Source organism: Achromobacter semiaridum, assembly GCF_053543755.1.
Genome location: NZ_JBLVOL010000051.1, coordinates 1 through 13,613, shown reverse-complemented (window position 1 = coordinate 13,613; position 13,613 = coordinate 1). Strand labels below are relative to the sequence as shown.

The following is a 13,613-nucleotide window of genomic DNA, read 5'->3' as shown; positions in this document are numbered from 1 at the left end:
CCTTGGGCGACCTGCCGGGCTTGGGCCTGGCGGGCGCGGCGGGTGGCGGATAGACGCCGTACTGGCGCAAGGAATCGTGGTAACCGGAAGGGTAGAGGGATTCGTCGGCGAAGGGCTTGGCGCGCGGATTCATGCCGGCTACCGACTTCACGTCGCCACGGCGCATGCGGCCGTCTTGCGTGTAGACAAAGCGTTCGATGCCGGCCCCCTTCGGGAAGTCCAGCGTCAGGGCGGCGCGGTCATCCTGCACCAGCACGGCGGGCCGGTCGCGGCAGTTGCCCACGTCCCAGGACAGCACGTCCGAACCCTGGATGGCCAGCACGGTATAGCGGTAGTCGCAGTTGCGCCGCTGGGTCTCGATCACCACGACGGTACGCGCGCCGACGTTCTCGGTACGCGCGATGCGGGCCGAGTCCACGTTGTTCAGGGGCACCACGCGTTGGTTGCCGGACAGCTTGACCGAGAAGTTCTTGCCTTCGCGCCGCAGCGTACCCTCGCCACCGCCCTGCAGTGGGAACTGGCCGATCTCGGTGCCGAACAACGCCGCCGTGTCCACGCCGTAGACCAGCTTGCCCCGCGAGTTGGTCTGGACCGCGCACGCGCTCAATCCTCCCAGCAGCAACAGCATGGTTATCAGGCGCAAGGTCAACGAACGGAATAAGAACGGGTGCATCGAAATCATCAAGGTGTCGGGAAACCGGCCCCGCAATGTATCTCAAGGTTACAAGGCAGGGCCAGGCTTGTTTCAATTCCGCTGGGCGGTTGGGGGCCGAAAGAGCCCTTAGCCGGCGGCGCGTTGCTTGTGTTCCAACGCGTCCTTGACCAGTTCACTCGCCGCATGGCGGATGACGCTGACGCAGCGCGCCACGACGCCGCGCAGCAGCGCTTCGGCCGGCTGCGAGTCGGGCCCCGCCACAAAGCCTTCCACCGAGGCGGACATGCGCCCGGCCTTGTCGGCGCGGTCCTGCCCCAGGCTGAGCTTGACGGCCTTGCAGCGATGCGTGACGGCGTTCATGACTTCCAGCAGTTGCTCGCGCGTCAGGCCCAGTTCATTGGCGTCGACAAAGCTGGGATACACCAGGCGCAGAAATTCCGGGTCGGCGTCGCTCACGCTGAAGAACATGGTGCCCAGGTCGGGATAGCGGAACATCACGTCGCCGTCTTCGTCGATGCGGGCGACCAGGCCCAGTTCGTCTTGGACCACGGTTTGATACAGGGCGGCCAGGGCGGTGGGGTTGGACATGATGGGGTTCTCCGTGTGGATGATTGGCAGCGGGGAAATCCGCGCCCTTGCCTCTTGCTACGCACGGCATCGAAAAAGGTTCGAAAAAAGATCAAAAAAAGATAGAAAGAAAATTCCGTCAAAAATAAATCGAACCTTTTTGCCCGCCGCGCATAGCCATTGGTACAGGCATCCATTTGCCGCAACCGAAAAGGAATGACCATGCAAGGTAAAGAGCTGCGCGACGTATTGACCCAGGCCAAGACCCACGGCGGGCGCTGGGCCGCCACCGCCGCCGCCCGCGTCAACCGTGGCGACGCCGTGGGCGCGCTGCTGTTCCTGTTGGCCACCACCGTGTTCTCGGTGCTGACCGTACGCATGATGGGATCGAACGCCAGCCTCAGCTTCTATGACCTGCTGCGTTTGCAGAACGGCGGCGGCATGCAAGGGTCGATGGGCGGCCAGGCGCCGGGCGCGGGCATCTATGCGCTGTTGTGGCTGCTGGCCGTGGTGGGCCCCCTGCTGCCGTCGCTGATGCCGCAACGCGCGGCGCGCCTGGGCTATTTCATGCCGCTGGCGTTGTGGCTGATCGCGCTGATGGGCGTGGTTTCGCAGGTGCGTGAATTGATGGCGGCCACCCGCCAGTTCGCCGGTTTCATGGGCGGCTCGCGCGCCAGCCGCGGCATGGCGGGCGATATGGCGTCCGGCCTGTGGAACAACATGAGCTTTGGCTTTGGCTTCTACCTGTCGCTGGCGATCGTGATCGGCTTCACCATCCGTGGCGTTGCCATCCTGCGCCGCCGCGCTTGATTTTCCGCCCTTGCACGGCTAAGGTGCCGCTGCCCTGGGTTTGCAGGGCGGCGGCGTTCCCTGCCGATGGGCTGACGTTTACTGCGTCCAGTTCGACAACAAGAAACTGAACCATGAACACGCTCGACCCCAAGCGCTACGTCATCAACAACGTCGACGCGCTGCTGCGCATCATGCATGCAGACCCGCGCTACGCGCTGGATTTCCGCAACAAGGCCGAACAGCACATCACGCTGAAGCTGCGCAAGAAATTCTTCAACGCGTCGCCGGAAGGGGTGGTCGACGCCTTCAACAACGCGCTGATGAAATTCCTGCAAACGCGCACGTTCAAGGACGAAGGCTTTCTGCACGGCCAGCCGCCCGCCGGCTGGGCGGCGCACGAGCTGGCCGTCAGCAAGCTGGGCGGCTACCTGTACCGGGGGTCCTTGCACGAGCTGATACAGATGCATCGCCGAACCCGGCACGAAGTGCCATGGACCGGGCCGGACGCCGATGCCCAGCACGAGGACAACGTCTTTGACGACGCCGAAGACGTGGGCGACCCATCGCCCTTCTCGGACCCCGCCAAAGCGTACGAGCACCTGTCCGTCGTGCAGCGCATGCGCGACTGCCTGAACCAACTGAGCGACACCTTGCGCGCCACGATGTTCCTGTATCTGGACGAAGTGCCGATGGAACAGATCGCCAAGCAGCAAGACCTGCACGTGCCCACCGTCAAGAGCCGGCTGCATGCCGCGCGCAAGCTGGTGGCCGACTGCACGCGCAAAGGAATGGACTGATCATGTCTGAAGACCGCGTACTGTCCTACCTGTCCGGGGAACTGGACGCCGACGCGCGCCGCGCGTTTGAAGCCGAGCTGGCGCGCAACCCCGAATTGCAGGCCGAAATCGACGAATGGCGCCTGTTGGCGCAAGCGCGCCAGATTGCGCATAACGAGATCGGCCAGGCCGAGCGCGACACGCAGTTTCTGCGCGCGCTGGCCGAACAGTCGCGCCCCGCGCCCGCCCCGCCTTCGTCGCGCGCGCGCCTGTGGCAATGGTTGTGGCCCACCCCCGCCAGCCCGTTGATGCCGCTGGGCTGGGCGTTGGCCATCGCCTTGTCGGCGGTCGTGCTGCTGCAAGCGCCGCGCGATGGCTTGCTGTCCGACGGCGTGCCGGTGCAGGACGGCACACTGACGCGCGGCGGCGGCGCTTGCCCGCGCCTGGTCGTGGACCTGCCCGACGCCGTCAGCGCCAAGCAGTTGCGCAACACCCTGGCGCAGTACGCGGTGTCCATCGTGGCCGGGCCCGACGAAGACGGCCGCTTTGTGTTGAGCGCCGCGCGCGTATCCTCGCTGCACGACGCCGCCACGGCGCTGGGCGCGGTGGGCGTTGCGGCGGCACTGCCCGGCCCTTGCCCCGCGCCATGAAGCCATGCCGATCCGCCCTGCCCGCCGTGTCCACCGTGCCCGCCGTGTCCACCGTGCCCGCCATGTCCGCCACATCCGCCATGTCCGCCAAGTCCGCCCCCAGCCTTAGCCGGACCCGCCGCCGCCTGGTCACCGCCCTGTTCGGCGCCGGCCTGCTGGGCGCCGCCCCACCAAGCCTGTCCGCGCCGGGCGCCGCCACCGCCGCGCCCACGCCCACTCCCGTTTTGGCCACCCGCCGCTATGCGCTGGTCATCGGCAACGCCCGTTACGCCGTGCCCACCAATGCGTTGGCGAATCCGGTCAACGACGCGCGTCTGGTTGCCGACACGCTGCGCCGCCGCAACGTCGACGTCACCTTGCTGACCGATCTGACCACCGCCCAGATGGAAGCGGCCGTCGACGAATTCGCCACCCGAGCAAACGGCGCCGATCTGGCGCTGGTGTACTTCGCCGGCCACGCGGTGGCGGTGGATGACGTGAACTACCTGTTCGGCGTAGAACTGCCCGTGGCCTTGGCCGACGTGCGCATCCGCACCGCGCAACAGGGCTCGTTAAGCCTGAAGCGCGTGTCGCAGGCGCTGCGCCGCGCGCAAGTGCGTGCGCGTCTGCTGGTGCTGGATGCCTGCCGTACCAACCTGACGCGTGGCGCACCGTCGGTGGGCCTGGTTCGCGCTGTGCCCGCGGGCGGCGAGCTGATTGCGTTTTCGACGCAGCCCGGCGCCACGGCCGAAGACGGCTTTGGCAATGACGGTCCGCGCCACAGCCCCTATGCGTTTTATTTCGCGCAAGGGTTGGCCGAGCTGCCCGCGTCCGCGCCGGTTGAAACGTTCTTCAAGCAATTGACGGGCGATGTGCAGGTAGCCACCGCCTACCGCCAGGTTCCGCACTACGCCAGCAGCCTGGTCGGCACCGTCACGTTCACCAGCCTGGCCGACGGCCAGACGCCCGCCACGCCCCCCGCCCAACCCGGCCAGCCGGGCCAGGCGGGGCGTGGCCCTTCCCCCACGCTGGGCCGCGATTTGATCAAGGCGCGCATCAGCGCGTGGGAATACGAAGTCGAACGCGGCGCGCAATACCTGGACGAACCCCGCCTGGCCTCGCTGCAAGCACGGGCGCAAGCGGGCGACGTCGTAGCCATGACCACCTTGGGGCTGATCCTGGAGAACGGCGAACACGTGCAGCAGGACTACAAGGCTGCCGCTCGCTGGTATCAGCGCGCCGCCGACCAGGGCTTTGCGCCCGCGCAAACCTATCTAGGCGAACTGGCCGGGATGGGGCGCGGCGTGCCCAAGAACTACAACGTGGCCGAACGCTTGTTTCGCGACGCCGCCGAGGCCGGCCACCGCCGCGCCGCGCTGGACCTGCTGGACTTGCGCGTGCGCATGGGCGAACCGCTGGACCCGCGCGAGTGGGCCGCCGTGCTGCAAGACGTCACGCGCAACCCCATGGGAATGGCGCTGCCCGGCATGCCGCCCATTCAGGGGCTGCCGGACACGCCATGGATGCGAGCCCTGGGCGTGCGCCCGGCCGGCCAGCCCTGACGTTAACGGGGCACGCGACTTCGGCTAGGATATTGGCGTTGTCCAACAGAAGGAGTCCGCGATGCCCCTAATGAGACACCTGATCCTGGCCGTGGCCGCCGCCGTGGCGATGCCGCTGGCCGCGCACGCCGAAAGCGTCACCTTGCAAGCCCAGCGCGCCACCGCGTCATCCGACCCGAACACCGGCGCGCGCGTGGTTGATATTGAACTCAAACCCGACAGCCGCAAGGCCCTGGCCGACTTCACCCGCGACCGGGTCGGCAAACGCATCCAGATCCGCTCGAACGGCATCCTGCTGTCGTCGGCCACGCTGATGAGCCCCCTGGAAGGCGACAGCTTTCGCATCACGGCAGGCGAACATGGCTTTGCCGGCAAGTCGGCGGAAGACATCGCCCAGGGCATCATGAAAGAAGGCGGCTTGTCGATTGACGACGAGAACGTCGCCAAGTAAGCGCCGGCGGGATCACCCCGCGATTTCAAACAGGCCGGCCGCGCCCATGCCACCGCCCACGCACATCGTGACAACGGCATAACGCACCCCGCGCCGCCGGCCTTCTATCAACGCGTGCCCGGCCATGCGCGCGCCCGACATGCCATACGGATGCCCGATGGCGATGGCGCCGCCATTGACGTTCAGGCGGTCGTCCGGGATGCCCAGCTGGTCGCGGCAGTACAGCACCTGACACGCGAACGCTTCGTTCAATTCCCACAAGCCGATGTCGTCAACGGTCAGCCCGTGCCGCGCCAGCAGGCGGGGCACGGCATGCACCGGCCCGACGCCCATTTCCTCAGGGCCGCAACCGGCCACCGCCATGCCGCGATAAGTACCCAGCGGGGTCAGACCGCGCCGTCGCGCCACGCCCGCTTCCATTACCAGGCAGGCCGCCGCGCCGTCCGACAATTGCGATGAGTTGCCCGCCGTGATGTACTGGCCGACATCCAGCCGCTGGCCGTTCTTGAACACCGGCTGCAAGGCCGCAAGGCTTGCCAGCGTGGTGTCGGGCCGGTTGCCCTCGTCGCGCGCAAGCGTGACGGGCTGGGCGGTGGTCTGGCCCGTAGCCCGATCGGTGACCTGCATGACGGCGGAAAGCGGCACGATCTCGTCATCGAAACGGCCGGCCGCCTGCGCCGCGGCGGTCCGCTGCTGCGAACGCAGCGCGTATGCGTCCTGCGCGGCGCGGGGGATACCGTAGCGGCCGGCTACGATTTCAGCGGTTTCCAGCATGCTCATGAAGATCTCGGGCTGCTCGCGCATCAACGCGTCGTCCAGCCAGCGGTTGCGATTCATGCTGGCGTTCTGCACCAACGAGATCGACTCCAAACCGCCCGCCACCACGATGTCCATGCCTTCCTGCGTGACCTGCCGCGCGGCCGTGGCAATGGCCATCAGCCCGGACGCGCACTGCCGGTCCAGCGTCATCGCGGCCACGTGTACCGGTAGCCCGGCGCGCAATGCCGCCTGCCGCGCCACGTTCATGTGCGTGGTGCCCTGCTGCAACGCCGCGCCCAGGATCACGTCTTCGACTTCGCCCGGCGCGACGCCCGCGCGGGCGACGGCATGCGATATGGCATGGCCGCCCAGGGTCGGCGCAGTGGTGTCGTTGAACGCGCCGCGATACGCGCGCCCGATGGGCGTACGGGCGGTGGAGACGATGACGGCTTCTCTCATGATGGGTTCCTGATGTGACGAAGGCGGGTGACGGCAAGGTGCTGCGGACTGGGGGTGATGCGGACCGCGTTGCTGCGGCATCAGGCGCGCCAGACGGTGTGGCTTTGTTCGCGCGCGAATTGGGCGACGTAGTACGGGCCCAGCCCGCCCTTGCCCGTCATGCCCGAGCCCTTCCAGCCGCAAAACGTCTGGATGCCCGGCCACGCGCCCGTCGTCGCGCCGCTGGCGCGATTGACGTACAGCGCCCCGGCCTGGGCGCGGTTCAGAAACGTGTCGATCTCGGCTTGCTCGCGCGCGTAGCAGCCGGCGGCCAGCCCGTACATCACGGCGTTGCCGTCGTCGATGGCGGCGTGCAATTCATCGAACGGCAATACCGACACCAAGGGCAGGAACAATTCCTGGCGGTTCAAGCGGTGATCGGCCGGCAAGCCCGCAACGACAGTGGGACGCACATAGTGTCCGTAAGCCAATTCGCCGGCGTTCAAGCGGCGTCCACCGGCCAGGACTTGACCGCAGGCGTCGGCGTCTTCGCACGCGGTGCGGTAGCGCCGCCACGCGGCTTCATCTATCAGCGGCCCCATGAATACGGCTCGGTCACGCGGGTCGCCCACCACAATGTCGTCGGCCGCCGCGCACAGGCGCTCCACGAACGCGTCGTACACGGCCGTGTGCGCGTAGACCTTGGACCCGGCCGAACACTTCTGCCCTTGCAGGCCGAACGCGGATCGCAGCACGCCTTGCACCGCCACGTCGATATCGGCGCTGGCGGTAACGTAGGTGGGACTCTTGCCGCCCATCTCGGCAATGACGGGCCGCGCATGACGGCCGGCCGCTACGGTTTGCAGCAGGTCCATGCCGACATCAAGACTGCCGGTGAATGCGTAGCCGTCGATGGCAGTGTGATGCGCCAGCAACGCGCCCGTCTTCGCGCCGCCCTGCACGCCGTTGACGCAGCCGGGCGGCAGGCCGGCGGCGTCGCAGGCGCCCAGCATCAATGCCCCGGTCAGCGCGGCGCGCGGCGACGGCTTGTAGACCACGGTATTGCCCGCCAGCAGCGCGGCGCACACCATGTTGACCGACAGGGCCAGCGGGAAATTGAAGGGCGCGATGACCGCGAAGACGCCATAAGGGCGCAACACGTCCAGCGTGCTTTCGTTGTCGAATGCGCGCGCCAGGGGGTGCCGGTAGCCATCGCTACGTTCGGCCTGATCGCAGTAGTAGCGGATCAGGTCCACCGCTTCCTCGGCTTCGCCCAACGCTTCCAGCCGCGATTTGCCGATTTCAATCATCGTGGCCATGGCGAAGTCGAGCTTGCGTTCGGACAGCACCATCGCCAGGCGCCGCAACACCGCGATGCGGGCCGTCCAGCCTTGCGCATCCCAGGCCGGCTGCGCACGCTTGGCGCACGCGATGGCGCGGTCGACCGTGTCGGCATCGGCGCATGGAAAGCGGCCGATCATCAGCCAATGGTCAATGGGTGAATACACGTCCTGCAACGCTTCGCCCGCCACGAATTCGCCGTTCAGACGGTGACGATGGTCGCGGCCCAGCATGCGCGTTTCGAAGTCGGGAAGGCGCAGGTCCAGCAGGTCGTGTACCGAAGAAAAATCCGCGTGGATATTCGAATACGTGACGCGAGGCAGGGTGTGGGCGTTCACGGGGGCTCCCGGGCAGCGTTGTGGTCAGCGTGGCCACGCAAGGCGGCGCATCACGCCGCCCCGACAAGCAAGGGTTCCAGCGCACGGCGCAAGGCCGACGGCAAGGCAACCGGTTGGCTGGTGGCGCGGTCAACGTAGGCGTGGGTATAGCTGCCCTGCGCGGCGGCGGTCTCGTCGTCACCCCGGAACAGCGCGAATTCATAGGTGACGCTGCTGCGGCCCAGGCGGCCCACGCGCAGGCCCAGCACGACGGAATCCGGAAACGACACCGGGCGGAAGTAGGACGTCTGGCTATGCACGACCAGCCCGATCACCTCGCTTTGGCGCAGGTCCAGCACGCCAAGTTCGATCAACGTCTGGTTGACCGCGGTGTCGAAATACTCGTTGTAGACAACGTTATTCATGTGGCCGTAGACGTCGGTATCGCGCAACCGTGTGGTCATCGGCATCAAGCGCGGGTAGTCGCTGCGGGCGTGCGGCGTGGCGCGTTGCGGAGCGGGGCCGGACGCGGCTTCATTCTCGTTTGCGCTCATGCCGCCTCCTGCGCGCGCTTCAGAATGCGGGCAACATGCGCAAGCCCTTCGGGCGGTTCGATGAGGTTGTCCAGGCTGGCGATCTCGTCGAAGTGCGCGGCGATGCTTTCCGGCGTGCGGTCGCTCTCGGGGAAATACATGCCCGCGCTTTCCACGATGGCCAGGCGCGCGTAGGTGCCGGCGCCCGCCAGCAGGGCCGTGCGGCTGGGCGCGCTTTCTGCCACCAGGAACAGCGCCGCCGGGGTCACGAACGCGGGGTCCAGCGCGCGCAGCGCGTCGGCATCGAACATCTCGGCCGTCATGCGGGTGGCGGCGGTGGGCACCAGTGCGTTCACATGGATACCGTGCTTCTGACCTTCCAGATGCAGCACGTTCATCAGCCCCACCACGCCCGCCTTCGCCGCGCCGTAGTTCGATTGACCGAAGTTTCCGTACATGCCCGAGGTGGACGTTGTCATCAGGATGCGGCCGTAGCGCTGCTCGCGCATGATCGGCCACACGGCGCGCGCGCAGTTGGCCGATCCCAGCAGGTGCACATTGATGACGGCGTTGAAATCGTCGGCGCTCATCTTGGCGAAGGTCTTGTCGCGCAGGATGCCGGCGTTGTTGATCAGAATGTCGACGCGGCCCCAGGCCTGCACGGCGCGCGCCACCATGGCGTCGACGGCGGCGCTATCGCATACGTTGCCATCGTCGGCAATCGCCTGGCCGCCGGCGCGGATGATCTCATCGACAACGGCTTGCGCGGCGCTGGTCTGCACCACGCTGGTCTGCACCACGCCGGTCTGCACCGCGCCGGTCTGCACCACGCCGGTCTGCACCGCGCTGGTCTGCACCACGCCGGTCTGCACCGCGCCACCATAGTCGTTCACGACTACTCGGCAGCCGCGCGCGGCCAGTTGCAGCGCGTGGCTGCGGCCCCGCCCCTGGCCCGCGCCCGTCACGATGGCGACGCGATCATCAAAGCGTATGGTCATGGCATTCATCCTTCAAGCACGGTCATGGTGATCCAGTCCGCCACCAGCGCAGGGCGCGCGGCGCCTTCGATCTCGACGGTGACGGCATAGCGGGTGATGAATTCGCGGTCATTGCGCGGCGTGAATTCGCTGAGCACGAAGCGGCCGCGCACGCGCGCGCCGACGGGCACGGGGGTCAAAAAGCGGACCTTGTCGAAGCCATAGTTGACACCGATGGCGCCTGCAAATACCGGCAGCACCTGCAAGCTGAAGGCAGTCAGCAAGGACAAGGACAGAAAGCCATGCGCGATGGGGCCACCGAACGGGCCTTCGCGCGCGGCGCGTTCCGGGTCTACGTGGATGAACTGGTGGTCGCCGGTGGCATCGGCAAACAGGTCCACCCGTTCTTGCGTGACGGTCAACCAGTCCGACACCCCGATTTCCTGCGACACCCGCGCGGCCAGTACCCGCGGGTCGATAAGGGATTCTTGAACGAGGTCTGGGGTCATGGGCGGCCGTTGTTGAAAGGGGAAGACGATGAAGGCGTGAACCACGGCAAGCACATTTGCGTGCCGAAGCCAAAAAACATACCGGGTAGTATAAACTCCGGTTTTTAGATTTGTATAGGCCGTGCGAACGATGCGGCGCCCCTGCACCCAGCGCTGCGGCACGCCGCCCGGCCCCGGGCGATTGGCTAAACTGGGCGCTTTGCCGCGACGCATGGATGGAGAAACGCGCATGAATGGGGAACCTACGGTGACGGCTGCACGCGATGACGGCATGGGCAACATTGAACTGCTGACCGCGGCGGCCGAGTGCTTCATGGAGCAAGGGTTCCACGCGTCCAGCATCGACGATGTTGCGCGCCGACTGGGCGCCACCAAGGGCCGCGTCTACCACTACTACCGGTCTAAGACGGACCTGTTCTTTGACGTGCACCGCGAAGGCATGCGGCGTAATTTCGAGGCGGTGCGACCGGTCATGAAGGAACCGGGCACGGCGGCCCACCGGCTGGCGCTGATGCTCAAGCACCATGCGCTGTCGATGATGGAAAACCTGGCGTTCGAGACCGTTGTGGTGCAGGGTGTGCACATGCACCGGCTGGGCGCGACCACGCCCGCCCAGCGGCAGACGCTGGCCGAGCTGATGACCATCCGCGACGATTTCGAAGCCCTGTTCAAGCGGGTGGCCTACGAGGGCGTGGAGGATGGATCGCTGGCCATCGACGACGTATCGGTGGCCATCAAGGCGGCGCTGGGCGCCATCAACTGGCTGGCCGTCTGGTATCGCCCGCGCCTGGGCGAAACGCGCGATGATCGCGAGATCCTGGCCAACAAGGTCGTGCACACCATCATCGCCGGCCTGGGCACGCGCGCCTGAGCGCAGGGCGGCGCGGGATGTCGCGCCATGTATCGCGCGCCATGTATCGCGCGCCATTCATGCCGCCCCGCGCAGCCCGCCACCCAATCAAGCCAGCCGTTCGCGGCGCAGCTTGATGCCGGCCGCTTCGCGATCCCACGTGCCGTCGGCAAGGCCTTCGCTGCGCAGCACATGCTTTTGCAGCTTGCCGCTGGCCGTCTTGGGCAGATCGTCCACCACGCGCACGTAGCGCGGCACCATGTAGTGCGGCACGCGTTCGGCCAGCCATGCGATCAGCGCGGCCTCGTCCACCCGCGCCCCGTCCACGGCGGTGACAACCGCCAGCACTTCGTCTTCGCTGTGTACGCTGGGCACCGCCACGGCCACGGCTTCGCGCACGTCCGGGTGGGCGCAGATTTCCCCTTCCAGCTCGAACGACGAGATGTTCTCCCCGCGCCGCCGAATCACGTCCTTCAAGCGGTCTACGAAGAAAAACGTGCCGTCGGCGTCGCGGCGGAACGCGTCGCCCGTGTGGAACCAGCCGTTGCGCATGGACGCGGCGGTGGCCTCGGGGTTGCGGTAATAGCCCGAGAACAAGGCCCATGGCCGATGCGAGCGTATCAGCAGCTCGCCCACCGTGCCGTCGGGCACCGCGCGGTCTTGCGCATCGCCCACGCGCAGCTCGAACCAGGGTCGGGGCTTGCCGCAGCGCCCGGCTTCGGTCAAACCCGGCCCGGCGCTCAAGGGGCTGGCGATTTCGGTCATGTTGTACACGGTGTACAGGTCGACCCCGAAGCGAGCCTGAAACGCGGGCGCGTCCTCGCCGAACGGCACGATGAAGACGCCGCGCAAGGTGTGTTCGCGGTCACGCGGAGACGGCGGCTGCTTGAGCAGAAAGTTCGCCATCACGCCCAGCAGCAGCACCACCGTGCTTTCGGTGTCGCGAATGGCGTCCCAGAATTGGTCGGTGCGAAATTCCGGCACCATCGCAATCGACCCGCCGTAGGCCAGCATGGCGTACACGTACAGCGTGCTGCCGCAGTGAAAGATCGGACCGGCGATCATGCAGCGATCGTCAGGCGTGATCCAGTCGAACGCGTCGGGCCCCATGGTGTAAATCTGCACGTAGGACGTGACCACCCCCTTGGGCAAGCCGGTGGTGCCGGACGTGTACATGATGGACTGCGTATCCCAGGGTTCGATCGGCGCGTCCAGGGCCAGCAGCGCCGGCGGGGGTGCGTCGGCCGCGTCAGACAGGGGCGCAAAGGACACCCCGGCGGGCGGCTGCAACGGCGCGTCACCCTGTTCATCACCAGTGAGCAGCACACGCGCCAGCGCCCCCGGCGCCACGTCATGCAAGCGGCCCGCCAGTGCGCGATGCGCCACCATCAAGGCCGCCTGCGCATTGTCCAGCACGTGCGCCAACGGCCGCCCGCGCAAGGCCGTGTTCAGCGGCACATATACCGCGCCCAGGTAATTGATGGCGAACCAGCTGGCCAATAGTTCAGGCCCATTGCCCATCCAGCACAGCACGCGGTCACCCTGCCTGACGCCTTCCCGACGCAGGGTGGCCGCCCGCTGCTGAACACGCGCCAGCGTCTGGGCGTAGGTCCAAGTCGGGCCTCCGTGGAAGCGGACGAAGATTCTGTCCGGTATCTTTTCTGCTTGCGCCTCCAGCAAGTAGCGCAGCACGCAAGCCTGGCGGTCCGGAATCTCCGCCCGAGCGTCGTCGTTCATCAATCGTCTCCTTCCTTGTTATTTGCCTTATTTTTCATGACTTTCCCCCGGCTATCCAGCACCGCCGGATACGGACTTACCCGCAGGCCAACCTCGATGCGCCACGGAAGCCTTGCGGGTTTCAACATACTTGGTAGTATATCCAGCAGATTTTCCCAAACAAGCACGGAAGAACCCCATGCGCATGGTTGCAATCGAGCGGGATAACGGCGTGGCGATCGTGCGCTATGACCGGGGCGGCAAGGCCAATGCCCTGAACCTGGCCGCCATGGACGCGCTGATCGACGCGGCGACCGAGCTGGCGCGCGACGACCACATCCGCGCCGTGGTGCTGACCGGCACGCCGGCCGTCTTCAGCGCCGGCATCGACTTGAAAGACCCCGCGCTATGGGGCCATGACGATCCGCTGAGCACACAACGCGCCTTGGCGCGCGGCGAAGCGCTGTGCCGCGCCTGGAGCGAATTGCCGCAAGTTACCGTCGCCGCCATCGACGGCGCGGCGGTGGGCGGCGGCGCGGTGCTGGCGTTGGCCTGCGACTGGCGCGTGCTGGCGGCCAACGCCTTGCTGCGCTTTCCTGAAGTGCGGCTGGGTTTGCCGCTGGCCTGGGGCGGCCTGCCCCGCCTGGCCGCGCTGGTCGGGCCCGCGCGCGCCAAGCGGGCGCTGTTTACCGACCTGGCATTGCGCGCCGACATCGCGCAGGCCTGGGGCTTGGCGGACGC

Annotated in this window: 15 protein-coding genes; 7 read left to right on the top strand and 8 right to left on the bottom strand. The window is 66.9% G+C overall.

Going from position 1 to position 13,613, the window contains the following annotated elements:
• Positions 1–673, bottom strand: a 673-nt coding sequence (locus ACNPP0_RS15500) for a hypothetical protein (RefSeq protein WP_448706376.1), incomplete at its 3' end; no start/stop codon positions are given.
• Positions 674–781: 108 nt separating this feature from the next.
• Positions 782–1,243: a hypothetical protein gene (locus tag ACNPP0_RS15495; RefSeq protein ID WP_332609832.1), complete on the bottom strand. Its 462-nt coding sequence runs from the start codon at positions 1,241–1,243 to the stop codon at positions 782–784.
• 201 nt (positions 1,244–1,444) lie between these two features.
• On the opposite strand from ACNPP0_RS15495, the gene ACNPP0_RS15490 reads away from it, so the two are divergent.
• The 5 genes from ACNPP0_RS15490 (at position 1,445) to ACNPP0_RS15470 (ending at position 5,432) form a co-directional block, all read left to right on the top strand.
• Positions 1,445–2,032 (top strand): hypothetical protein, encoded by a 588-nt coding sequence (locus ACNPP0_RS15490; protein ID WP_332609831.1) that lies wholly within the window; start codon positions 1,445–1,447, stop codon positions 2,030–2,032.
• A gap of 113 nt (positions 2,033–2,145) precedes the next feature.
• On the top strand, positions 2,146–2,811 hold the full coding sequence (locus tag ACNPP0_RS15485; RefSeq protein WP_332609830.1) for an RNA polymerase sigma factor: 666 nt from the start codon (positions 2,146–2,148) through the stop codon (positions 2,809–2,811).
• A gap of 2 nt (positions 2,812–2,813) precedes the next feature.
• Positions 2,814–3,440, top strand: coding sequence for a hypothetical protein (locus ACNPP0_RS15480; RefSeq protein WP_448706375.1), 627 nt, complete (start codon positions 2,814–2,816; stop codon positions 3,438–3,440).
• Positions 3,437–4,981 (top strand): caspase family protein, encoded by a 1,545-nt coding sequence (locus tag ACNPP0_RS15475; protein ID WP_448706374.1) that lies wholly within the window; start codon positions 3,437–3,439, stop codon positions 4,979–4,981. The genes ACNPP0_RS15480 and ACNPP0_RS15475 overlap by 4 nt, the downstream gene beginning before the upstream one ends.
• 61 nt (positions 4,982–5,042) lie before the next feature.
• Positions 5,043–5,432, top strand: coding sequence for a SecDF P1 head subdomain-containing protein (locus tag ACNPP0_RS15470; RefSeq protein ID WP_448706373.1), 390 nt, complete (start codon positions 5,043–5,045; stop codon positions 5,430–5,432).
• A 12-nt stretch (positions 5,433–5,444) separates the two neighbouring features.
• On the opposite strand, the gene ACNPP0_RS15465 is transcribed toward ACNPP0_RS15470, so the two are convergent.
• The 5 genes from ACNPP0_RS15465 to ACNPP0_RS15445 all read right to left on the bottom strand — a co-directional run bounded on the left by ACNPP0_RS15465 (position 5,445) and on the right by ACNPP0_RS15445 (position 10,306).
• Complete coding sequence (locus ACNPP0_RS15465) at positions 5,445–6,650, bottom strand: acetyl-CoA C-acyltransferase (protein WP_448706372.1); 1,206 nt, start codon at positions 6,648–6,650, stop codon at positions 5,445–5,447.
• A gap of 80 nt (positions 6,651–6,730) precedes the next feature.
• Positions 6,731–8,308 (bottom strand): aldehyde dehydrogenase family protein, encoded by a 1,578-nt coding sequence (locus ACNPP0_RS15460; protein WP_448706371.1) that lies wholly within the window; start codon positions 8,306–8,308, stop codon positions 6,731–6,733.
• Positions 8,309–8,358: 50 nt separating this feature from the next.
• On the bottom strand, positions 8,359–8,841 hold the full coding sequence (locus ACNPP0_RS15455) for an acyl-CoA thioesterase (RefSeq protein ID WP_332609822.1): 483 nt from the start codon (positions 8,839–8,841) through the stop codon (positions 8,359–8,361).
• Positions 8,838–9,818, bottom strand: a complete 981-nt coding sequence (locus ACNPP0_RS15450) for an SDR family NAD(P)-dependent oxidoreductase (protein ID WP_448706370.1) — start codon at positions 9,816–9,818, stop codon at positions 8,838–8,840. Before ACNPP0_RS15450 ends, ACNPP0_RS15455 begins: the two co-directional genes overlap by 4 nt.
• A gap of 5 nt (positions 9,819–9,823) precedes the next feature.
• Positions 9,824–10,306, bottom strand: a complete 483-nt coding sequence (locus tag ACNPP0_RS15445; protein WP_332609819.1) for a MaoC family dehydratase — start codon at positions 10,304–10,306, stop codon at positions 9,824–9,826.
• Between the two features lie 229 nt (positions 10,307–10,535).
• Here ACNPP0_RS15445 and ACNPP0_RS15440 point away from each other — a divergent pair, with 229 nt between their 5' ends.
• Positions 10,536–11,177: a TetR/AcrR family transcriptional regulator gene (locus ACNPP0_RS15440; RefSeq protein ID WP_046803192.1), complete on the top strand. Its 642-nt coding sequence runs from the start codon at positions 10,536–10,538 to the stop codon at positions 11,175–11,177.
• 87 nt (positions 11,178–11,264) lie between these two features.
• On the opposite strand, the gene ACNPP0_RS15435 is transcribed toward ACNPP0_RS15440, so the two are convergent.
• On the bottom strand, positions 11,265–12,893 hold the full coding sequence (locus ACNPP0_RS15435; RefSeq protein WP_448706369.1) for an AMP-binding protein: 1,629 nt from the start codon (positions 12,891–12,893) through the stop codon (positions 11,265–11,267).
• A 178-nt stretch (positions 12,894–13,071) separates the two neighbouring features.
• Here ACNPP0_RS15435 and ACNPP0_RS15430 point away from each other — a divergent pair.
• The coding region (locus ACNPP0_RS15430) for an enoyl-CoA hydratase/isomerase family protein (protein WP_448706368.1) at positions 13,072–13,613 on the top strand (542 nt) is incomplete at its 3' end.